We start from the raw sequence: 21,261 nt of genomic DNA on the forward strand, positions 1-21,261 counted from the left end.
AACAACATGTCTCGAAATCTTGCACGATCACTCTCGCTGATCCTGACCGTCCTGATCGCTTCGGTTTCGTCCGCCGACTCGCTCAAGACGCAGGTGAACGGCTTCGCCGACGACGCGGCGAATTACATCGTCACCGGCGCGATGAAGTACGAGAACGAATTCCACGATCATTACCTGCTCGGCGTGAAGGCGGTGGTGGACGGCATTTCGTCGGCCACGCCGCAAAACCGCTATCACGACAAAACCGTGACGGGCCTTTCCGGCGCGTCGCGCGAGGAACGCCGCAACAAGCTCGGCGGCTTCGTCGGCGGTTACAACTCGGGCACGAAAACCGGGCTCTTCGAGGACACGCCGGACATCAGCGACAAACGACGCGTCGAGCTGTCGGCGTTCGGTTCGGCCGAGATCGACGAGACCACACTCGGCGGCGGCTACATGTATTCGAGCGAAAAGAACTACCTCTCGAACACCGTGTACGGCACGCTCGCGCAAAACTTCGCCATGCGCAACACGACGCTGGCGGCCACGTACTTCCACAACTTCGACACGGTCGAATCGGGCGACGAGGCGATCGGGCGGGCCGAGGATTTTCCCAAGCCCAAGGACGTGGACGGCGTGAACATCGGCCTCACGCAGACGCTGTCGCGACGCGCGATCGCGCAGATCGTGGGCAGCGCGATTTTCCAGCGCGGCGCGCTGGGCGACCCCGAGCGCGACATGGATGTGGAGTACGACGGCGACGAGTGGCGGCTCGATATCGAGCGCCTGCCGCACCGCCGCGCGCGCTACGCGGCGTCGGCGCGCGTGATCCACGCGCTGTGGGCGGGCTCGGCGCTCGAGGGCGGGTATCGTTACTATACGGACGACTGGGCGATCGATTCCCACACGTTCACAGGCGAATGGCGGCAGTATCTCGCGCCGTGGGCGCTGCTCAAACTCCACGCGCGGTGGTACACGCAGTCGGAATCGGACTACACGATGATGACGGCGCGCAACGGCGTCGACGAGTTCTATACCTCCGCGCCTGCGATGCAGAAATTTTCGTCGACGCTCATCGGCGCGCGCATTGCGCTGATCGATCACGGCAACGCAATCAAGGGAACGCACGTGACGGGCGGCGTCGGCGCGGACGACTACACGCAGACCTCGCGCGAGGCGGTGGAGGACGGCTACCACGCGGTCATCGGCCGCGCGTATCTCGCCTTCGCGTGGTGATTCCACCTGGCCTTGGCGTGGTGATTCAGGGCTTGAGCAGGCCGCGGATGACGGCTTCCATCTTCTCGACGTCGCCGGCCTGATAGCCCCGGTTGACGTGGCGGATTACGCCCGCGCCGTCGATGACGAAGCTCGACGGCATCGCATCGACGCCGAACGCCTTCGGGACCGTCTTGCCCGGGTCGAACGCGACGCGCAGGTGCGCGAGGCCGAGCTTCGTTTTCATCCGCTTTCCGTTTTCGGCCTTGTCGTCGATGCTGACCGCCAGCACCACCGCGCCCGTATCGGCGAGACGCGCCGCGAGCTTGTCCATCTCCGGCAGCTCCTGAAGGCACGGCGCGCACCAGCTCGCCCAGACGTTGACGAGCACCGGCTTGCCCGCGAAGTCGGCGAGCGTCACCGGCTTGCCGGCCTCATCGATCGCGCTGAACGCCGGGGCTTTGCCGCCGACCTCCGCCGCAAACACGACCTCGGTCGCGATGCCGGCCAGAATCCCCACAACACACAGCACGATTCCCAGACGCCGAATGGTCATGCACGAACTCCGTCGGAAAATTTCGATCACCAATAGGGCGCGCGCCGGGCGCGGATCACGGATCGAGGGCGTCGCTGGGCGCGACGTGCAGCGACTCGGGATTCATCGTCATGCACGAATCCGTCATCGAGAGCTGGCGCACGCGCCGCCACGGCAGGTAGCCGAGTTCCTCGAGGCATCGCCCGCCGAGCAGGTACGAGATGTACGTGTTTTGCGCGACGTCGGTCGTAATGAGCGCGGTGCCCGTGGCGGGCGCGCCGTAGCGCAGAAGCAGTCGCGAGGCGTTGCGCAGGTTCGTCGTCGTGTGCCGCGCGTGGGGATCGACGAGGATGGCGTTCTCGGGAATTCCGTGAACGTCCATCAGGTACTTTTTCATCTCGATCGCCTCGGAGTACGGCGTCATTTCGGGGTGGACGTGGCCGCCCGAGGTGACGATGAACGGCGCGACGCCCGCCTTGTAGCGCGCGGCGGCCAGATCGCAGCGGAACCCGCCGAGCGGCGACAGCGGCCGATCGAGCGTCGTCGGGCCATAACCGGGCACCACGATCGCGATGAACCGGTACGCCGCCCAGTCGATCTTCGACATGCGCGCGATGGCCGGCGCGTTGATGCCGTGATCCATCGGCTCGTAGCGTACGGCCTCGTCGCGATCCTGCGCGAACAGCGCCCCCAGTGCGGACCACGCGAGCGGCTCGTAGAACTTCGTCAGCTCGGGGTGCTCCTCGGACGCCTCGCGCATGAAGATCTCGAAGTCCACCGCCGTCATGTTCCCCGACGCCGCGAGCACGATGTTGCTCATCGTGCGAACGGTCTCGCGCCACGCCGTGACCAGCACGTGCGCGTCGTCGTCGTCCGCCAGCAGCTCGAATCGGCCCGAGGGACGCAGGTGATCGTTCACCGGATCGGCCATGCGGTCGTCGTCGGCGAACAGGTCATACAGGATCTTCGCGGCGGCGGTGACGTCGGCGTCGGTCCACAGTACCGAATCGACCAGACACGAGACGTTTGGGCCGCATGATTCCACCGCGTCGCGCCAACGCTGGTCGCGGGCCGCGGAGAGCGCCCGCGCCCGAGCGTCGTTCTTGATCGCCAGCGCCGTCGCCTTGTCCTTCATCAGCACGGTCAGCAGGTACCAGTTCTTGTCGAGCAGCGTCGAATCGCTGTGCAGCGACTCGTAGCCCAGATCGATGTCGCCGAAGTCGATCGGCGGCGAGTCGGCGCAGCGCGACGGATCGAGCGCGGGCAACGGCGGGGTCTCGTCGGGGATCGCCGGATCGTCCAGATCCTCGTCGTCGTTGTCGGAGATCAGTTCGTCGCCGTCCACGGGCGCGGGGGTCGCGTCGTCGTAGGACGCGGGAACGGCGGTGTCCGCCGCTTCGCCGCAGGCCCATACGCCCACCGCGAACGAAAGCAGAAGCGCCGCCAGCGTGAATTCGATCTTGTTCATGACAGTCCGCAATCCGTGCCGAGGCAGTCGCGGAATTCGGCGCAATCCGTGTGCCCATCCCAACAGCCCACCACGCACTCCACTTTGTCCTGCCCGCACGCGCCGAGCAGTTCGTTCTGCGTGATGACCTGCCCCTCGCCGTCCACGAACTGCGCCCCGCACGCGGACACCGAGGTGTTCAGCGCGTCGCGGCAGTGCGTCGTGTCGGAAGTGGGGTCCGGGGAGGGATTCGCCGTGGTGTCGTCAGACCCTGCGTTCGTCGAAGGGTCGTCGTCCGAAGACGGCGACGCCGATGAGCCCGGCTCCCGTGAGCCGGAATCGTCCTTCGCATTCGAGCAGCCGCCCGCCCCAACTGAGGCAAGAACGAGCATCAAGACCGCCATCGCTTTGGGCACGCCGCAACCTCTGTCAACTACCATCGTGCCGCGACATGCAAATCGTCCGCGCCGTCATCCCCGCAAATCGGGCACTCGGACACGGACCGGCGGGCGTTTATCACACCCCAAGGCGGATATCAATGGGAATCTTTATGCACCCCATGGGGCTGTGGATAAGTGGGGCGCGGCCAGGAACGTAATCCCTCGTCCCGTCTCGCTTCGCTCGCTACCCCTCTCCCGTCATGCCGGGAGAGGGGACTGGCCTTCGTCGCGCCGAATCGGCTTCGGTCGCGCAGCCGGAGGGAGTGACAGGGTCGCGGTCAGCTCCTTGCTCGTAGAGTCCTTCATGGCCTGACGGGAGGAAAATTCTCCTCGCGCAGAATCAAAGCAGGAAAATCTTGACAATCCGTGAAGCGATCGGTTACGAGTCTCCTTGTCTCCAAGGCCGGAACATGACGACGACCCACCCTGATCCTCCTACGCCGCGCGTCATGTTTCAGTATTCCGACGCGGAGTTGGTCTTCGGCCTCGTTGGGGCCGTCGGAACCGACCTCGAGCATTTCCAGGAAAAACTGGAGGCGAATCTCAGGGCATTCGAGTACCAGCCCAACTCCGTCAGGTTGAGCGGCATTCTTGGACAACTCGATCCGGAGATTCTGGACACAATCGGTGTCAGGCTGCACACGGAGCCGGAGTATCAGCGGCTGAAGACCTATATGGATGCCGGCTCGAAGCTTCGCGCCCAAACCCGCTACGGCGGAATTCTCGCGCTTCATGCGGTTGCCGAGATCAGCCGGAAACGAACGCAGGCATCGACCGAGTTCTTGCCACGGACGGCACACGTCCTCCGCTCCCTGAAACACGACGAAGAGGTGCGTGTTCTTCGCCGCATCTACGGTGCGGGTTTTTTTCTCGTCGGGGTGTTCGCCGTCCAGCCGGAGCGCCAACGGCTCCTCGAAATAAGAATGTCGCCCTTGGAAGCCGAGGAGCTGATTCGTCGGGATGAAGACGAGGGCAGCGAACTCGGGCAAAAGACCCGCGATACATTTGCACTCTCCGACGTGTTCGTTCGAGCCGACCAAGCCGAGTCGGAACTCGGACGTTTCTTGGAGCTAGTCTTTGGAAACACGACTCTTACTCCTACCCGCGATGAACATGGGATGTTCATGGCTTACGCTGCGTCTGTCCGTTCGGGGAGCCTCGCGCGGCAGGTCGGCGCAGCGATTATGACACAGCATGGCGAGATCATTGCGACCGGCGCGAACGACGCTCCCATGAAGGGTGGCGGGTTGTACTGGCCGGGGCTCGGTGATCAACGGGATGCCGTACGAGGGCGAGATTCGAATGACGAGCAGAAAGCACGAATTGTCGTCGAGGTGATGAAGGCACTGGGGATCGGAGCAGGGCCGACGGGCGCTGAAAGGTCGGACGAAGAAATTTGGGCGGATGGTCGTGAACGCCTGCGAAATACCCAGATCTTGGACATCACGGAATACGGTCGGGATGTTCACGCCGAGATGGATGCACTGCTGGCGTGTGCTCGGATCGGAGTGAGTCCGAGAGGTTGCACCCTCTATTGCACGACCTTTCCCTGCCACAATTGTGCCAAGCATCTCGTGGCGGCTGGCATCGAAAGAGTCGTCTACATCGAACCCTACCCGAAGAGTCGGGCACTGACGTTGCATTCCGACTCGATAACCGTCGACCCGCATTGCGCCGGGGAGAAGGTACTCTTCGAGCCTTTCGTCGGAGTCGGACCGCGCCGCTATTTCGATCTGTTTTCCGTGATGGGGATCAGCACCGGATTTTCGGTTAATAGAAAGAACAGGACCGACGGAACGCCTGTGAAATATTCCCGGCGAAACGGGAAGCCGAAAGTGCCGTTGCTTCCACAGTCATATTTCGAGCGCGAACGATCCGCCGCCCAGGATATTGTGGAGTTCACGAATTGGCTCGAAAGCACCGCGAGGAGGGTACGCGATGAAAGTCCGACGTGACGACACCGAAGATGCCCGTAAATATTGGGCATTTCTCGAGGAGAACGCCGCCGTAGTCAAACAATGGCCGGAGTGGAAGCGAGGTGCGCGGCCGGCATCGGAGAAACTGGAGGTTCGGTCGGCGGATTCAACCGGCGCTGCAATGGAGAATGGCGCGGAGCGAAAATCTAAATAATCAAGCTGGATAGCGACAATCGCGATCAGGCGTCGTTCTGCACTTACCTGCGCGCCCGGCGACGTCGCCACAGCGCTCGAAGCACCAGCCAGCCCGGGATCAGGATCACCAGCCAGGGCGTCAGCGCCACGGCGAAGTTCACCAGACCGCCCGTGAGCGCCATGATCCCGCGCACGCTGCCCTTGAAGCGCGGCCCGGCGTTCTCCAACGCCGACACCAGCGGCGAGAACACGCTGTCGGGCGGCACGACCTGCTGCGTGACCTCCTGATACATCGACACGCGCAGCGTGGACAGCGAGATCCGGTCGTCGAGCCCGCGCAGCGAGCCCTGCATCGACTCGATCTCCAGACGCAGCCGCGCCAGCTCGCGTTCCACGTCGAGCAGGTCCTTGAACTGGTAGCTCTTGTCCTGAATGAGCTGTTCGAGCCGCGCGGCCAGCGCCTCCTGCGTCTTGATGCGCCGGTCGAGATCGACGTACTGGTCCGTCACGTCGGTGACGTCGAACCCTTCTTCCTCCACGTGGCCGAGCGCGCGAACCTTTTCAACGAAGGACAAAAACCCGCTCGCGGGAATTCGCAGTGTCACGTCGGTGTTCTTCGCGCTCGTGTAGCTTTGCGCGTTGACGTTCGACACGAATCCGCCCGCCGCAGCGGCCATCTGCTCCAGCGACGCGCGCGCGGCGTCCACGTCCTTCACCTTCACGCGCATGTGGCCGTCGCGGATGAGCTTGCGTCCCTGGAGCGCGACGTTCTCGGCAACCTGCCCTTCGCCGCCCGCGCTGACGCCGCCCATGCCTTCGCCGGTGGCGTCCTTGACGAGGAGATCCGCGGGTTTGCTCTCGGCCGCCCCCGTCGGGGCCATCTCGGCGAGCATGGGCTCCGCGGGCGGCCCGCCGGCAACGTCGAATTTCTGGCACGAAACGGCCACGGCGAGCATTGCGCACAGGGCGAGAATGGCGAGCAAAGGGCGGCGCGTCATGACCGGCTCCGGGACGAGAGGGCTCGATCATAGGAGAAACGCGCCCGGCCGGAAATGTTCCCGCGGTACGGGGCTCGGCCGAAGGTTTCACAGGCTCGACTCTGACGGGCCGCGGACATCCTCGAATTCCGTGTCGTGTCTCCGGACTCCCATTCTTTGCTCCACGTAGCTCATTCGTGGTCTGCGCGGGGCACACCTCGGCGAAACTCGGACCGGTCAATCCCGGGCAGGCGATCTACGCCCTCACCAACCCGATCTGGGTGGACATCGACGACAACGGCGTCTTCGACCCGCCGGGGCTGCCGGTGGTGGATTGATTCCGTAAGCGGACGCTTACGTCGATCGAGCCGCGACCATGGTGCCCGACAGAGCTGCGACCGCGAGGGAGCGGTTCGCGGACTGAAGTAGTATGCCGTATCGACGTGACCAACCCTCTCCACCCGACGACGGTCGGTTGGATTTGACCGATTCGTTTGCGAAGGTATGACCGCTCCCTCACGGTCGCGGCGCTGTCGTCGCGACGCGGCACGCGTCAGCGCGACCAACAACCAAAAACCCCGCAGCGTGTTCTCGCCCCCCCCCGCTACACGATCAATTTCACGGCCTCAAGCACGGCTTGGATCGTTTCGAGCAGGTCGATCAGCGCGGCGGGCATGTCGAGATTCGCAAGCAGGTCCGCCGGCAGGCCGAGGCCGGCGACAAGCTCCTTCACGTCCGTCTCCTGCAAAATGCCGGGGATGCCGAACGTGCCTTCGAGTTTGAGCAGATTTTTGGGAATCAGGTCGTCGGATTGGTCGTCGATTTCGGCCATGATCGCGTTGATCCCCGCGATGAGGTCGTCGATCCCCGCGATGATCTCGTCGATCGCGTCGTCGGCCTCGGATTTCGTCGCCCGCTGCGCGAACGCACGATGCGCGTCGCGGATCGCCGCAAACCACCCCGCCGCGCCGTGCGGAAGCGCGAACGACTTTTCGCCGCCACCCAGCAGCGCGAGGCCGCCCGACAGAACGTGCGCGACGGCGTCCACGAGATACGCTTCGCCCAGATCGTATTCGCGCTTGCCCACCGCGTTGTGGCCGCCCGACTCGATGATGAGCAGCCGTTCGAGCCGCGACGAAAATTCCGCGTTCGCCTCGGCGCCCGCCATGCGCGCCGACACCGATTGCAACACCGGTCGCTGCGTGGCGATCCACGCGATCACGCCGTCCATGTCCGTCTCGCCCACGTATTCCTTGTCGAGCTGTTGCACGACGCCCACGCCCACCCGCACCGTGTCCACCAGTGCGTCGAAGAACAGCGCCTCGCTGTCGGCGGGGTTCGCGCCCAGCGCCTCGGCGAACGAGCCCTTGGCGCGGTCGAAGTTGCCGCGCGCCAAATGAAACTTGCCGCACGTCGAGCCCTCGCATGGGATTGGATGCTCGACGTAGGTCTCGTCGGCCTTGCGGATCGTGGCCCGCGCGAGGACGCGCTCGCGCCCGATCTCCTCGCGCGCGGTCGCGGCCAACAGAAACGCGCCGATGCCGTACGAGACGTTTTCGCCCTTCATCACCTGGTTGTAGTACGCCAGGTCGCCCGGCGAGGTGCCGTACGACACGCCCAGCAGCAGCGTGTCCTGCGCCGCATCCTCGGCGATCTCGCGCATCGCGCCCGCGATCCAGCGCTCGATCCAGTCGATCGACGCGGCGCGGTCGGTGCGTCCGTCGCGCACCGCCGTGGCGAGGCCGTAGGCGAACAGCAGCCCCGCGCTCGTCTCCTGGTACGACGACGCCGCGTTCACGATCGTGTGGAAGCGCCCGTCGGGCGGCGTCGCGGCGACGATCGACGCGCGCATGGCGTCGAGATCCGCTTCGAGGTCGAACTCCAGATCGGCGCGCGCGGATTCGGGCAGGCGCGCGGCGGCGATGTTCTGCGCGGCAAAGACCCAGCCGTTGCCGCGCCCCCAGAAGAGCGCCTCGGAGGGCGCGACCTCGCCCGTGTCGTCGTCGTAGCGGTGGCGGTAGAGCCCCGTCGCGTCGTCGCGCAGATGCTTGCGAAAGACGTTGAGCTGGTGTGCGTATTCGCGCGCGGGGGCATCGTCGCCCACGGCGTCGGCGTAGTCCATCAGAAACGGCCCGATCATGAACAACGAGTCGATCCACAGCTCGTTGCCGCTGATCCAGCCCAGGTGGTTGAGTCCGCCGTCGCTCGTGCGTCCGGCCTTGTTTTCGATGTAATCCCACGCGTCGTCGCCCACGGCGAGGTAGCGGTCGTCGCCGGTCGCGCGCCACGCGAGCAGGGCGACGGCGGCCGGCACGGCGGTGTCGGAGCTGGCGATGGTGTAGCCCGCGTCGATGTGGTGATCGAGCCAGGCGAGGGCGTAGTCGGCGTATGACGCGTCGCCGGTGACGCGCGACAGATCCATCAGGCCCATCATCAGCACGGCGGCGTCCCAACTCCACGCGAGCGCCGCCGGGTCATGGTACGCGGTCCACGAGTCGGCGAGCGCGACCGCCGTCGCCGGAACCTCGTCCTCGGTCGCCGCGTCATCGTCGTCGCCGACCACGTCGGGCGATTCCCACTCGCTCGGTTCGCCGCCCTCGTCGCACCCAGCGACGGCGAACGCCGCGACAAGGGTAAACAGGACGGCGAGGACAATGACCCACGGACGGAGCATGCGTTCCCCCGGTTGGGCGGTCGGTGACCGGACGGGCATCAGGTTAGCACCGCGACGCGGAAAGTCTCAACCGCATCGTCGCCGGATTTCCCGGGACCAGATTCGAAACACGTGGCGCAATGGAACGGCCGACCCCGAATCGCTTCGGGACCGGCCGTCGGGAAAATTCGATGGATTTGCGCGACGCGCTAGAAGTAGCACATCGTGTCGGTCAGGCAGGTCGGAGGATCGACGAGATCGCAGCAGACCAGACCAAGGCAACATTCGCCCATTCCCGGCGTGCAGTAGCTTTCCTGGGGGAGGCATTCATAGCCGCTGTCGTCATCACCCGCGTCGTCGTCCGCGCTCCCGCCGCAGTCCTCCGCGCAATCGCCGTTCACGGCGCCGCCATAGCAGTTCAGCAGATTGATGTAGTTCTCGTTCGCCTGACACTCGGCGGATGTGGACGAGGTGGACACGCACGTCACGCACGCGTCGTCCCCGCCGCAGGCATCGAACTCGGCGCAGCACTCGGAATTGACGCAGGAATTGCACCCGCCGTCCGACTCGTCCTCGAACGCGGGTTCGCCGCACCATTCGTCGCCGCCGCCCGAACCGCCGTCGTCGTCGTTATCGTCATCGTCGTCTCCGCATGAGCATCCCTGATAAGCGAACGCGGCGATCACGATCGCGACCGCAAACCCAAAAACGTTCCACGCCATGCAAACGCCCTTTCCCCGAGAGAAGTGAGACCTGTCACTCCCGTTTACCAGACGCGGGAGCCGCGGTCCATCCTCGGACAGCCCGTCCCGCCCGAATATTTCTGACACAAACTGCCACTTGACACGGCGTGACGCCAAATCGACATTGGCCGCCATCGACCTCGGAGTTGCACATGAATATTCGATCGATCCCGTTGATGGTGGTGCTGGCGTGGATGTTGCTTTTTCCCGGCTGCCGGGGCGACGATTCGCCTTCGTCGGACTCGGGCGCAACCGGAGATGATGACGACACGGATGACGACGTGAGCGACGACGATCTCGCCGACGATGACGCCGATGACGATGCGGCCGACGATGACGACACGGGCGACGACGATACCGAAATCCCGCCCGATCCGATCGATCCCGGACCGCACGCTTTTGCCTTCACGGACGTCACGTTCTTCGATCCGAGTTCGAACGACGACCAGCCGATCCGCGTGTACTACCCGTCGGCGGACGGCGGCGCGTCGGTGGACGATGCCGACGGCCCGTGCCCCGTGGTCATCTTCGGGCCGGGCTTCAGCGCGCCGATGAGTCTGTACTTTTCCTACGGCGAGCACCTCGCCACGCACGGCTTCGTCGTCATTTTCCGCAACAGCTACGTCATTGCGCATCAGGCGCTTTCGGTGACCACTTCGGCGCTGATCGACTGGGCCGAGGCCGAGGCGCAAGACGCCGGCTCGCTCTTCTTCGAAAAAATCGACCCGGCGCGCATCGGCACGTCGGGGCATTCGATGGGCGGGAAGATTGCCTTGCTCGCGGCGCATGACGATCCGCGCGTGACGGCGGCGGGAACGGTGGACCCGGTGGACACGAGCCCGCTGCCGGGCCCGGCGTACCCGTCCGTGACGCCCGAGCTCATGCCCGCGATCACGATTCCCACGCTGCTGATCGGCGGTTCCGACGGCGGACCCTGCGCGCCGGCAAACGGCAACTACCACGAGTACTTCACGGTCGCGAACGCGCCCGCCATCGAGATTCGCATCGAGCTAAGCGGCCACGTCACGTTCTGCGATCTGCCCGACGCGATCATCGACCTCGCCGGCATCATCTGCCCCACGGGCGGCGCCGAGGACTACGAGTTGATACGCGCGCTCTCGCGCCGATATCTGACGGCGTTCTTCAAATTCCGTTTGAACGGCGAGGCCGGATACGATTACTATGTCACCGGCGGCGGCATCATGGACGACGTGAACGCCGGGCTGGTCGCGGTCGACGTGAAGGAGTAAGCAGGAGCGTTCGCAAGGAGGCCGCCACATGAAACCACGCCCCGTCACGCGCGAGCGAAAGAAGGCCCGGACCCGCGACGCGATCTTTCGCGCGGCGGTGGAACTCGCCGAGCGTCACGGCTTCGACTGCACGAGCATCGACGACATCGCCATCGCGGCGGACATCTCGCCACGCACGTTCTTCCGATATTTCCCGGCCAAGGACCACGTGATGTTCCCCTACCACGCGGACTACGTGGCGCGGTTCCGCGAGTTGTTGCGCCGATCGTCCACCGGCGGCGATCCGATGGCCGCGGTGCGCGCGGTGCTGGGCGAAATGGCCGACGCCTACACGGCCGCGCGCGCCGACCACGTGCGCCTCTCGCGGATCATCTCGAACTCGACCGCGCTCGTCGCTCGAAGTGTCGTGCTCGACGCGGACTGGGAAACGGCCATCGCCGCCGCCTTCGCCGGTCGAGGCCGCGTGAGCGCCGCCCGCGCCCGCGACGCGGCACTGCGTGCCGGCATCGTCATGGGCGCCGTCAGCGCCGTGATGCGCGCGTGGTACGCGGGCGAGGGCAAAGGCGACCTGCGCGCGATGGGCGCCGCCGCTCTCGATCTCGTCGAGCGTGGACTGGGGACGCGTTGATCGTCGGCCAACGCAAGAGAAGCGACGGCACCCGCGGCGCGGACACGAAATGGGAAAATGCCCGAACCCGCGTACGGGTTCGGGCTTCGAACCGGAGTGCGTGACCCTTCTAGACCTTCAGGCTGATCGTCGCCGCGGTTGTCTCGATCTTGATGTTCTTGCGGTAGTCCTCCGCTTTCTCGTTGCGAAGCTTCTCCATTTCGGATTCGAACTCGTCCCGATCGATCTTGCCGTCGCCGTTCGCGTCCAGACGTTCGAACAGCTCGGCGGCGTCGGGCGCGCCTTCGGGCTTTTCGCCCAGAGCCGCCAGCGCGTTGGCGAGTTCGTCCTGCGTGACCGTTCCGTCTTCGTCCTCGTCGGCATCCGAGAACAACTGGGCGGCGTCGGGCGGCGGGCCCATGGGCGGCGAGCCCATGGGCGGCGACCCGCCCGCGCTGCCGCGAACCGCGTTCAGGAACGTCTTGACCCCGCTCGCGTACTCGTCTTCGCCGAGCGACCCGTCGCCGTCCGTGTCCATGTCGGACATGAGCGACGCCACGTCCACCACAGCGCTCGCCGAGCCGTGTCTCGACGCCGCCTCGGAGATTTCCGCCGACAACTCGTCCTCGTCGATCTTGCCGTCGCCGTTCGCGTCGATTTTTTTGAACAGATCCTTGGGATCGAGGCGTCCCGCCTCGGGGCCGCGCATCCCTCCGGTTGCCGCGATTCCGGTCATGCCGGTCCGCGAAGTCACCATATCTTGCCGCCTCGTCTCCGGTTGACGGCGTCCAGTGCCGATAGGGCCCGTTCCCTCGGAATTCAGATCCGTCACTCTTGCCGTACTTATCGAGCGCCATCAACAAAAACTGTGTCGCAATCTTGTATCGGATTGTGAACGCGGCGTTGGGGATACCGTCGGTGACGAACGGATACATTCAGATTGTTGCCAAGCCCCTCCACATCCGTGTATCCCGCCGGGTGATGCGCATCGCGGAGTCCTGACGCGCATCGCGGAGTCCATCGTCATGACGCCGGACGGCATGCCCCGAATCCTTCTCGTCGAGGACGACGCCAGACTGGCGGACGTGGTCGCCGAATATCTGCGTTCTCACGGCATGGAGGTCGCCATCGAGGCGCGCGGCGACCGGGCTGTCACCCGCATCGTCGACGAATGTCCCGACCTCGTGATTCTCGACATCATGTTGCCGGGACTCGACGGCTTCACCGTCTGTCGCCGCGTGCGCCCCGAATTCGCCGGGCCCATTCTCATGATGACCGCGCGCGGCGACGAGGTGGATGAGATCGTCGGGCTCGAAATCGGCGCCGACGACTATCTCGCCAAGCCCGTGCAGCCGCGGCGCCTCCTCACGCGAATCCTCACGCTGCTGCGCCGCGCGACGCGCGCCGACGGCCCTTGGCCGCCGCCCCGCGACGACCACCCGCGCATCGTTCTGGGCGATCTGGTGGTGGATCCGCGATGTCGATCCGCCCACCTCGCCGGACGCGAAGTCGATCTGACCACCGCGGAGTTCGATCTCCTGCACCTGCTCGCGAGTCACGCGGGGGACGTGGTCTCGCGCGACCGCATCTATACCGTGCTGCGCGGCATCGACTACGACGGTCTCGACCGGTCCGCCGACCTGCGCGTCGCGCGCCTGAGAAAAAAACTCGGCGACGACGCCCGCCAACCCGCGCTCATCAAATCGGTGCGCGGCGCGGGCTACCTGATGGCGAAACGGACGTGACGGGACTGTTCGCCCGGATCTGGATCGGCATCCTCGCGGCGCTCGCGATCTCCGCCTCGGTATCGGGTTTCGCCATGAAGTCGCTCATGGACCGCGACCGGGCGGCGTTCGTTCCGGAACGGGCGGCGATGGACCTGATGCGCCGGAAATTCGAGAGCGCCCCTCCGGACGCATGGCCGGACATCCTGCGTGAATCGCGCGCGGCGCTGCCGTTCGAACTCGAGCTGATTCCGACATCCTCGGTGCCTCCCGGCCCCGCGGCCGATCGTGTCCGCGCGGGAGACGCGGCCTCCATGGCGGATGGCGGCGGCATTCGGGTGTTCGTTCCGATCGGAGCGGGCGATTTGGTTCTCGTCGCGGGGCCGATTCTGCCGCCGCACCGTCCCGACATGACGCATTTTCTCGCGTCGATCGCGGTGACGATTCCCATCGCGGCCGCGGTCGGGTTCGCTCTCGCGTTCCCCGTCGTTCGGCGACTGCGCGTGCTCGAGCGTGCGGCGGTCCGCATTGCCGACGGCGATTTGTCGGCCCGGGCGGACATTGTCTCGTCCGACGCGCTGGGCAGGCTGGCGTCCCGCTTCAACACGATGGCCGACGAAATCCAGCGTCTGCTCGAGAGCCAGCGCCACCTGCTGGCCGCCGTCTCCCACGAACTGCGGACTCCCATCTCCCGCATTCACTTCAGTCTCGAGATGCTCGCGGCGTCCTCCAACGACCCCGCCCGGATCGCCGCGATCGAGACGGAGCTGGGCGAACTCGAACGCCTGATCGGGGAGTTGTTGCTGTTTTGCCGACTCGACGCGACGCGCCAGCAATTGAGTGTCGAATCGTTCGATGCCGGGCGCGTCCTGGCCGAACTCATCGCGCCCGATGACAACAGTCCCGTGGGGCGCGGCGAAACGGCGCGCGAGGTCAACCTCGAGATGGCCGGGAACGGCGATTTTCGGATCACCGCGAACCGCCGCCTGTTCGAACGCGCCGTGCGCAACGTGCTCGACAACGCGCGACGGCACGCGACGCGGCAAGTCCGGGTGCGTGTCGAGCGGGCGGAAACGAGCGTCATCGTGGAAATCGAGGACGACGGCCCGGGGATCGCCCCCGACGACCGCCGAAGAGTTTTCGATCCCTTCGTGCGCCTCGACGACAGCCGCAGCCGGGATCTGGGCGGCGTCGGGCTGGGCCTCGCCATCGTTCAGAGGATCATGGACGCGCACGGCGGCACGGCCGAAGTCGTCGATCGGGACGCACCCGGCGCGTGCCTCCGGTTGCGCTGGCCCTCCGGATAGTTCCCATCCTCGCGCATCTCCCGACGTCAGACTTGCCGGACGTTCAGGACCTTCAAGTCGGCCCCCTGGGACGGTTCGGATCTTGCCCTTCGCTTGAGACTGATCTATAATCGAATCAGGATATTGATCGGAATATGGAGTCGAATATGAAGGATCTCATCGTGTCCCAGGACATTTATGCCATTGCGGAATTCAAGAAACATGCGTCACGGCTGTTTCGGCAGGTCCATGACGACAAGAGACCCGTCCTGGTCACGCAAAACGGCACACCGGTAGGCGTGGTCATTCCACCCGAGGAGTACGACCGGATCGTGGAGCGGGCGCGTTTCATGGAAGCGGTCGAGCGCGGTCTGCGCGAAGCCGACGCCGGACTGCTGATGTCGCCCGAAGAGGTCGATCGCGAGCTCGACCGCGAATTCGGTCCCCTCAAGCGCGGGCGGCGGACGTGAACGTCGTATGGACGCCGGGCGCCGTACAGGCTCTCCGGGACGTCGCGCGGTACATCGGTCGGGACAACCCGGTCGTTGCCCGCCGATTCGCCGCGAAACTCCGGCGCCGTGCGGATTCCCTGGCCCGATTTCCGAAGCGGGGCCGCGTTATTCCAGAGTACGGGCGCGACGATCTCCGCGAACTCATCGAGGGAAACTACCGGATCGCCTATCGCGTTCTCGGTAAATCCGTCGAAATCCTGGCGATCACAGAAGGGCACAGACTTCTCGGCGTGTTCCCGTCCGTCGACTAAACCCCCCTTGCCCGCCAACGGCGATTCGTGTACCCACGCCGCGTGGAGATTCGCCGATGACACAAAACCGCCTCTTCGCTCCGATCCTCTTTGCCGTGTGCGTACTCGCGCTCGGCGCGTGCTCCAAGTTGAAGACCGCGTCGTCGCCCGACGCGCCGCCCACCGACGCCGAGTGGAAAGACGGCTACAAGGTGCTTTTCGTCGGCGACACGGATTTCGGCGAGAGCTACCGAAAGCTCGACGACGACATCCTCAAGCACGGCTACGATTTCGGATTCGAGAAGGTGAAGCCGTTTCTCGACGCCGCGGATCTGGTGATCGCCAATCTCGAAACGCCGATTTGCGACCCCGCCGCCGCCGAGTCGCCCTTCGAGGGGAAAAAGGACTACATCCACTGGGCGCACGTGGAAAAGGCGCCCGAGCATTTGAAAAAAAACAAGATCCTCACCGTCAGCCTCGCCAACAATCACACGCTCGACTACGGCATCCCCGGGCTGAAACAGTCGCTCGAAACGCTCGCGAAAAACGGCATGACCGGCTTCGGCGCAGGGCTCACGCAGGCCGACGCGGAGCGGCCCTTCGAGACGACGTTCACGATCGGCGAGCGGGAGGTGCGTCTGGCGGTGTTCGCCGCGTTCGAACACAGCCTGCGTTACGAGACCATGTACAGCTTCTACGCCAAGGGCGACGCGCCCGGCGCGGCGATGCTGGACGCCGAACGCACGTCGCAGCTCGTGCGCGAATACCGCGCGGCGAATCCCGACGCCTTTGTCATCGTGTACCCGCACTGGGGCGGCAACTACGCGTGGAAGACGCGCAAGCAGGGGCCCATCGCCCGCGCGGTGCTGGAGGCGGGGGCCGACGCGGTGATCGGCCACGGCGCGCACACGCTTCAGGAGATCGAACGCGTCGCCGGCAAAACGGCGATCTACAACGTCGGCAATTTCGTGTTCTCGTCGCCCGGTCGATACAAAAAATACAAGGTCACGCCCTACGGGCTCGCGGCGCTGGTGCGTTTCGCGCCCGGCAAGGACGGCGCGCTGCGCGCCGACGCGCGGCTCTACCCGATCCACATCGACAACCGGGTTGTGAAGTATCAGCCGCGTCCGCTCACCGACGCCGAGTTCGCCGGCCTCAAGACGACACTCGCCGAAAAGAGCGGCGAGGGCTTCGCCAAGCGCGTCAGCACGGGCAAGGACGCGCTGGGAAACTTTTTCTCGGTGCGGCTGAAGTAGGGGTCAGAACCGCAGGTAGCCGACTCCGTTTTCGATGGTGATCTCCGCGCTACGTTTCGCGGAATCCGCCTTGAGTTTCGCCAGTTCCTTCTCGGCGTCGGCGCCTTTCATGATCTTCGGCTGAAAGCGGACCTGCTCGGCCCGGTTGTTCGTGTACGTCGGGTAGAGCTCGACCGATTTCACCGACTTGCCTTCGACGAGCGCCCGAACGACGAGCCCGTGATCAGCCTTCGGGTTGTGCGAGCCGAACGCAAAGTTGCCGATTCCATACACGATGGGTTTGCCTTTGTAGACCTCGGTCGCCTGCCAGAAGTGGACGTGCGTTCCCACGACGAGGTCGGCGCCTTCGTCGATCGCCGCCCGCGCGAAGCGCTCCTGCCCCTCGAATACGGGGCGGTGATAGCGAATTCCCCAATGCGGAAAGACCACCACCATGTCGGCGACGGCTTTCGCCGCACGCACCATTTCGCGCACATCGTTTTCTTCCGCAACCAGGGTTCCGGGCAGTGTGTCGGTGGCCTGCAAGTCCGCCAGCGCCCGCGCTTTGCGTGTATCCCACAGCCCCTTCTCGAATTGCCGGAAGTCGGTCAGATAGACCTCGGCCCCGTTGAAGCCGACGAAGGCGATCTTCAGTCCCTTCACGTCGACGACGAGCGGCGATTTCGCCTCGGCGAGCGTCTTGCCCGCACCGAAGCGGCCGAGGCCGTGCTCATCCACGAATTTCAGGGTCTCGAGCACGCCCCCCGCGTCGCAGTCACGCACGTGATTGTTGGCAAGCGAGACGACATCGAACCCCGCCTGACGAAGCCCTTCAAGCGTGCCCGGCGGCGTCTTGTAGAAAAATCCCTTGTCCCTGCGTTTCTTCGCTTCGACGGCGATCGGCGTTTCCAGATTCCCGATGGTGAGATCTGCGCTCTTGAGCAGCGCCTGCGTCGCGCGAAATGGATAGTCGACGCCTTCTTCATCCACGAACGGCGCCAGGCGGTCCGCCATCATGATATCGCCGGCGAACACCAGCGAGCGAATGTTTTCGGGAGTTCGGAATCGATCGTCGGTGAGCTCGCCGGGCGCGTAAATCTCGTACTTCGGCCAGTCCTTCTTTGACTTGGAGCCGTCTTTTTTTTCGGCGCGTTTTTCCTTTTTCGCGCTGCGCGCGCCGATTTCGGGTTTCTCAACGCGGCCTTTTTCGCACGCGGTCGCCGCGAGAAACATCAGGGCGACGAGCATCGCCGGCATTCCGATTCGTCGATTCATTCCACGTCCCTGTCTTCTGCGCGAATCCCGCAAGTTCACTCTACGCGGATTCGGCGATCGGGTTGTTCGGAGTCGGGCTCGGGGGCGGCGCTTTTCTCGCCCGCCGCTCCGCGAGCAGCTCGCGCGCATCCTTGACGAGGAAGTAAGCGATCACGATCAGGAAGTACGCCACGACCTGCACGTTGGCCCACCACCAGTTGCGGTAGTGGGATTTGTCGATCTGCTGGTGCCAGTGAAAAAACGCCGGCACGAAAAAGAGCCACATCGACGACAGGAGCGAGCCGATGCCGCGGCGATCGAACTCCCGCCAGGTGAACAGCAAGACGGCGACGCTGAAGTAGTACCGCGAGAGCATCATCGCGAAGTAGACAAACGGAATGAACAGCAGATAGCCGTCGTGATCCTTGCGTCGGATCATCGCCAGCAGCGTGAGCGCCATCAGCGCGAACGACGCGGCTTTGTACTTCGACTCGTTTTTCTCGAACTTGCGTTCGATCGCCGGGATGTTCGTGACCCACTTGCCGGTCGTGTAGTCGTGCGAGAACAGAAACTTCAGGCCGATGCGATTGTACGAGATCGTGTGGTTCTCCGAGTGGATGGAGATCTTCTCTTTCCATTCGAGCCACCCGTCGAAACCCCGGCCGGTCATGGAGCCCAAGGCCACGATGACCATGCAACTCGCCACGAGGGCGAGAAAAAACCGGGTCCGCTCCGCGGGCAGACGCCGCCGTCGCGCGGTTTCGATCACCCAACGCACGGCACCGTGCAGCGCCACAAGCCCCGTGAATCCGCGCATCATCGCGCTGTAAGCGAGCCACGGCGCGCCGGCCGCCTTCCAACCCCGTTCCGCGAGGCAGATGAAGAAGATAAAATAGACGAACCAGTCGTAAGCGAAGTATCCGCCGAACACGCGGCTGTCGTTGCCGAACCAGAGGCAGAACCAGAGCGTCGAGATCAGGCTCACGCGAAGCCCGAAAGCCCACCACAGGGCCAGAATCGCCCCGAGCAGCAAATAAGAGTTGAGGTCGCACAGAAAATCGAGAACGGGCATCCGACGCCACTTCGCGAGGTTCAGAATCGGTTCGTGCAGAATCAGCCAAGCCGGCGACGGATTGAATCCGCGATCCGCGATCGGCCCCTTCCAGAATCTTCCGCCCTTCAACTTCTGGAAGAAGCGAAGGTCCTTCTTGAAATTCTCCCATCGGTCGGGCGCGAATTTGTCGCGGACGCCTTCCGTTTTCGCGGTGACCAAGGCGTCCTCGATCGGGATGAATTCGTAGGTGTGCATGTCGCGGATCTGATACCCCGGCTTCTGGAAGACCTTCTCCAGTTCGTCGTCCGCGACAATCGACGCGCGATACAGGTCGAAGTATCCGACCTCCGGGAAGTATTTCGTCCCGAGCATGTAATGGTACAGATTCCAGACGAAAAGTCCGTGGTCTTTGCGTTTCTCGAAGAACTGGGAATGCCCGTTAATCAGAACGGCAGACGACGCGAAGGCCGCCAGGACGCAGAGAAGGACTCGCGATTCCCGCACGAGCCCGCGACGATCGACGAACCAGAACGCGGGCATCAGCATCATGCCCACGATGGAAAGGATCATGTAGGCGTCGCTCTCGCCCTGCGCGTAGAGGAGCTTGTAGAGCGGCCAGCCCAGCGCGAGGCTTCCGGCGCCGATGGCGACCGACGCGGCGATCCGGCGGGGATCTTTTCCCTTCGCCGGGGCGGGTGTAGCGAAGGCTTCCACCGCTTCGAGTTCGTCCTTTGTCACGTCGCTGTCCGATTCCATGATCCACTCCGCCGCCGCGCGCGGCGCATCCCGGTTCATCATTCCGATTCGCGGAAAAGGTGATTATCACAAGCGGATTCGCCGGACCAGTGCCGGGGGGCGGGTCACACGTCCGGATACAGCGACGCCATGCAGTCGGGGCAGATGCCGTGCGTGAGTTCGACGTCGGCGTGGTCGCGAAGGTACAGGTCGATACCCTGCCAGTAGCCTTCGTCGTTGCGCACCTTCTTGCAACTCGCGCAGATCGGCAGCAGGCCGCGAAGCTGCTTCACGTCGGCAAGCGCCGCGTTGAGGTTTGCGATGATGATTTCCTTTTCCGCCTCGGCGCGCGTTCGCGCCTCCACCTCGCGGATGCGCGCCTCGACCTCGACGCGCAGTGCCTCGTGTGCCGCCGTGAGCTGATCGTGATTCTGCCGGTGCACGCGCTGAAAGCGGTGAATCGCCACCAGCGCGAGCGCGGTGTACGCGCCGTAAATGCCCAGCACCATCGCCACGATTCGCGGATCGAGGAACACGTTTCCGAGATCGATTTCCGTGCGGAAGATCGGCGCGTAGGGCACCACGCCGCGCGCTTCAAACGTCAGGATCAGCGCGAGCGCCGCGTTGCCCGCGACGAACAGGATCAGCGCGTCGCGGTAACGCAATATCCACGACACGACGACGAAGACGAGCAGCGCGTTCATGAAATGCATCGAGTTCATCGACCCGAGCATCCACGTGTGCACCAGCATCGTCGTCATGATGACCGACGCCACGACCACCATGTGGAGATAGATCGCCCGGCGACTGAACGGGCGGCCGGAACGAAACGCGGGATCGTGGTCGTCGCCGTCGTCCGCCGGACGCGGGCGCGCGCGGCGCAGCGAGAACAGGTAGTGGCCGCAGACGGCCAGGCAGAATGCGTTCACGCAGAGCGACGCGAAGCTCCACGAACGCGAGAGCACCGCCGACGCCGGGGACCACGCGAGGAAGTAGATCTGTCCGATGAAGTAGGCGCCCATGACGGCAAAGAAAAACGACACGCCCGTGCGCGAACGCGCCACGAACTCGTCGAAAGTCGATCCGTCGATTCGGTCGTAGTTCATTTTGGTCGCCGTCCGCCTGTCCCGATCGCGAGAGTACCGACCAGGGCAAACGCATCTAAATTCTGGTCTTGTCGGTCGGTTTTCCGCTCGCCAGTTTGTTGATCCTCCTTTTCGCGTTTTTCTCCCGTTCCCGCCGCGAGTGACGAATGATTTCGTCGACGTATTTCC

General features: G+C 64.4%; 20 protein-coding genes. 10 read left to right on the forward strand and 10 right to left on the reverse strand.

Annotated features, from left to right (window positions below; translation table 11 throughout):
* Nucleotides 1-6 precede the first annotated feature (6 nt).
* Nucleotides 7-1,215, forward strand: a complete 1,209-nt coding sequence (locus IT350_03400) for a DUF3570 domain-containing protein (protein MCC6157071.1) — start codon at nt 7-9, stop codon at nt 1,213-1,215.
* Between the two features lie 25 nt (nt 1,216-1,240).
* On the opposite strand, the gene IT350_03405 is transcribed toward IT350_03400, so the two are convergent.
* Genes IT350_03405 through IT350_03415 form a run of 3 tightly spaced genes read right to left on the reverse strand, consistent with a single transcriptional unit; the run spans nt 1,241 to nt 3,592 of the window.
* On the reverse strand, nt 1,241-1,750 hold the full coding sequence (locus IT350_03405) for a TlpA family protein disulfide reductase (GenBank protein MCC6157072.1): 510 nt from the start codon (nt 1,748-1,750) through the stop codon (nt 1,241-1,243).
* Nucleotides 1,751-1,805: 55 nt separating this feature from the next.
* Nucleotides 1,806-3,197, reverse strand: a complete 1,392-nt coding sequence (locus IT350_03410; protein MCC6157073.1) for a YdcF family protein — start codon at nt 3,195-3,197, stop codon at nt 1,806-1,808.
* Complete coding sequence (locus IT350_03415; GenBank protein MCC6157074.1) at nt 3,194-3,592, reverse strand: hypothetical protein; 399 nt, start codon at nt 3,590-3,592, stop codon at nt 3,194-3,196. Before IT350_03415 ends, IT350_03410 begins: the two co-directional genes overlap by 4 nt.
* A gap of 434 nt (nt 3,593-4,026) precedes the next feature.
* Here IT350_03415 and IT350_03420 point away from each other — a divergent pair, with 434 nt between their 5' ends.
* On the forward strand, nt 4,027-5,571 hold the full coding sequence (locus IT350_03420; GenBank protein ID MCC6157075.1) for a cytidine deaminase: 1,545 nt from the start codon (nt 4,027-4,029) through the stop codon (nt 5,569-5,571).
* Nucleotides 5,572-5,789: 218 nt separating this feature from the next.
* Here IT350_03420 and IT350_03425 read toward each other — a convergent pair whose 3' ends face one another.
* Nucleotides 5,790-6,725 carry a DUF4349 domain-containing protein gene (locus IT350_03425; GenBank protein MCC6157076.1) on the reverse strand — a complete coding sequence of 312 codons (936 nt, stop codon included), beginning with the start codon at nt 6,723-6,725 and terminating at the stop codon, nt 5,790-5,792.
* 176 nt (nt 6,726-6,901) lie between these two features.
* On the opposite strand from IT350_03425, the gene IT350_03430 reads away from it, so the two are divergent.
* Nucleotides 6,902-7,042 carry a hypothetical protein gene (locus IT350_03430; GenBank protein ID MCC6157077.1) on the forward strand — a complete coding sequence of 47 codons (141 nt, stop codon included), beginning with the start codon at nt 6,902-6,904 and terminating at the stop codon, nt 7,040-7,042.
* A gap of 266 nt (nt 7,043-7,308) precedes the next feature.
* Here IT350_03430 and IT350_03435 read toward each other — a convergent pair whose 3' ends face one another.
* Both IT350_03435 and IT350_03440 read right to left on the reverse strand, forming a co-directional pair.
* Nucleotides 7,309-9,378, reverse strand: coding sequence for a glycoside hydrolase family 88 protein (locus IT350_03435; GenBank protein ID MCC6157078.1), 2,070 nt, complete (start codon nt 9,376-9,378; stop codon nt 7,309-7,311).
* 188 nt (nt 9,379-9,566) lie between these two features.
* Nucleotides 9,567-10,079: a hypothetical protein gene (locus tag IT350_03440; protein MCC6157079.1), complete on the reverse strand. Its 513-nt coding sequence runs from the start codon at nt 10,077-10,079 to the stop codon at nt 9,567-9,569.
* A gap of 173 nt (nt 10,080-10,252) precedes the next feature.
* On the opposite strand from IT350_03440, the gene IT350_03445 reads away from it, so the two are divergent.
* Entirely contained in the window at nt 10,253-11,350 is a 1,098-nt protein-coding gene (locus tag IT350_03445; GenBank protein ID MCC6157080.1) for a hypothetical protein, read from the forward strand.
* A gap of 28 nt (nt 11,351-11,378) precedes the next feature.
* Entirely contained in the window at nt 11,379-11,978 is a 600-nt protein-coding gene (locus tag IT350_03450) for a TetR family transcriptional regulator (GenBank protein MCC6157081.1), read from the forward strand.
* Nucleotides 11,979-12,087: 109 nt separating this feature from the next.
* Here IT350_03450 and IT350_03455 read toward each other — a convergent pair whose 3' ends face one another.
* A complete protein-coding gene (locus IT350_03455; GenBank protein MCC6157082.1) occupies nt 12,088-12,693 on the reverse strand; it encodes an EF-hand domain-containing protein in 606 nt (201 codons plus the stop codon).
* 289 nt (nt 12,694-12,982) lie between these two features.
* Between IT350_03455 and IT350_03460 the strand changes: the two genes are divergently transcribed.
* The 5 genes from IT350_03460 (at nt 12,983) to IT350_03480 (ending at nt 16,965) form a co-directional block, all read left to right on the forward strand.
* Entirely contained in the window at nt 12,983-13,702 is a 720-nt protein-coding gene (locus IT350_03460; GenBank protein ID MCC6157083.1) for a response regulator, read from the forward strand.
* The gene (locus tag IT350_03465) at nt 13,699-14,988 is read left to right on the forward strand and encodes a HAMP domain-containing protein (GenBank protein MCC6157084.1); all 1,290 of its coding nucleotides are present in this window, start codon (nt 13,699-13,701) and stop codon (nt 14,986-14,988) included. The genes IT350_03460 and IT350_03465 overlap by 4 nt, the downstream gene beginning before the upstream one ends.
* 146 nt (nt 14,989-15,134) lie before the next feature.
* Nucleotides 15,135-15,437 (forward strand): type II toxin-antitoxin system Phd/YefM family antitoxin, encoded by a 303-nt coding sequence (locus IT350_03470; protein ID MCC6157085.1) that lies wholly within the window; start codon nt 15,135-15,137, stop codon nt 15,435-15,437.
* Nucleotides 15,434-15,730, forward strand: coding sequence for a type II toxin-antitoxin system RelE/ParE family toxin (locus tag IT350_03475; protein MCC6157086.1), 297 nt, complete (start codon nt 15,434-15,436; stop codon nt 15,728-15,730). The genes IT350_03470 and IT350_03475 overlap by 4 nt, the downstream gene beginning before the upstream one ends.
* Before the next feature lie 56 nt (nt 15,731-15,786).
* Nucleotides 15,787-16,965, forward strand: a complete 1,179-nt coding sequence (locus tag IT350_03480; GenBank protein MCC6157087.1) for a CapA family protein — start codon at nt 15,787-15,789, stop codon at nt 16,963-16,965.
* A 3-nt stretch (nt 16,966-16,968) separates the two neighbouring features.
* Here the strand turns inward: IT350_03480 and IT350_03485 are convergent, their stop codons facing one another.
* The 3 genes from IT350_03485 to IT350_03495 form a co-directional block, all read right to left on the reverse strand.
* The gene (locus IT350_03485) at nt 16,969-18,219 is read right to left on the reverse strand and encodes a CapA family protein (GenBank protein MCC6157088.1); all 1,251 of its coding nucleotides are present in this window, start codon (nt 18,217-18,219) and stop codon (nt 16,969-16,971) included.
* 40 nt (nt 18,220-18,259) lie between these two features.
* Complete coding sequence (locus tag IT350_03490) at nt 18,260-20,008, reverse strand: hypothetical protein (GenBank protein MCC6157089.1); 1,749 nt, start codon at nt 20,006-20,008, stop codon at nt 18,260-18,262.
* Nucleotides 20,009-20,112: 104 nt separating this feature from the next.
* Entirely contained in the window at nt 20,113-21,093 is a 981-nt protein-coding gene (locus tag IT350_03495; GenBank protein ID MCC6157090.1) for a hypothetical protein, read from the reverse strand.
* Nucleotides 21,094-21,261 lie beyond the last annotated feature (168 nt).

The organism is Deltaproteobacteria bacterium, from assembly GCA_020845895.1.
GTDB lineage: Bacteria > Lernaellota > Lernaellaia > JACKCT01 > JACKCT01 > JADLEX01.

Bases quoted from the DNA above. Each gene is read 5' to 3' on its own strand.
- IT350_03400 (MCC6157071.1), top strand. From the start codon at position 7: ATGTCTCGAAATCTTGCACGATCACTCTCGCTGATCCTGACCGTCCTG.
- IT350_03405 (MCC6157072.1), bottom strand. From the start codon at position 1,750: ATGACCATTCGGCGTCTGGGAATCGTGCTGTGTGTTGTGGGGATTCTG.
- IT350_03410 (MCC6157073.1), bottom strand. From the start codon at position 3,197: ATGAACAAGATCGAATTCACGCTGGCGGCGCTTCTGCTTTCGTTCGCG.
- IT350_03420 (MCC6157075.1), top strand. From the start codon at position 4,027: ATGACGACGACCCACCCTGATCCTCCTACGCCGCGCGTCATGTTTCAG.
- IT350_03425 (MCC6157076.1), bottom strand. From the start codon at position 6,725: ATGACGCGCCGCCCTTTGCTCGCCATTCTCGCCCTGTGCGCAATGCTC.
- IT350_03435 (MCC6157078.1), bottom strand. From the start codon at position 9,378: ATGCTCCGTCCGTGGGTCATTGTCCTCGCCGTCCTGTTTACCCTTGTC.
- IT350_03440 (MCC6157079.1), bottom strand. From the start codon at position 10,079: ATGGCGTGGAACGTTTTTGGGTTTGCGGTCGCGATCGTGATCGCCGCG.
- IT350_03445 (MCC6157080.1), top strand. From the start codon at position 10,253: ATGAATATTCGATCGATCCCGTTGATGGTGGTGCTGGCGTGGATGTTG.
- IT350_03450 (MCC6157081.1), top strand. From the start codon at position 11,379: ATGAAACCACGCCCCGTCACGCGCGAGCGAAAGAAGGCCCGGACCCGC.
- IT350_03455 (MCC6157082.1), bottom strand. From the start codon at position 12,693: ATGACCGGAATCGCGGCAACCGGAGGGATGCGCGGCCCCGAGGCGGGA.
- IT350_03460 (MCC6157083.1), top strand. From the start codon at position 12,983: ATGACGCCGGACGGCATGCCCCGAATCCTTCTCGTCGAGGACGACGCC.
- IT350_03470 (MCC6157085.1), top strand. From the start codon at position 15,135: ATGAAGGATCTCATCGTGTCCCAGGACATTTATGCCATTGCGGAATTC.
- IT350_03480 (MCC6157087.1), top strand. From the start codon at position 15,787: ATGACACAAAACCGCCTCTTCGCTCCGATCCTCTTTGCCGTGTGCGTA.
- IT350_03485 (MCC6157088.1), bottom strand. From the start codon at position 18,219: ATGAATCGACGAATCGGAATGCCGGCGATGCTCGTCGCCCTGATGTTT.
- IT350_03490 (MCC6157089.1), bottom strand. From the start codon at position 20,008: ATGGAATCGGACAGCGACGTGACAAAGGACGAACTCGAAGCGGTGGAA.
- IT350_03495 (MCC6157090.1), bottom strand. From the start codon at position 21,093: ATGAACTACGACCGAATCGACGGATCGACTTTCGACGAGTTCGTGGCG.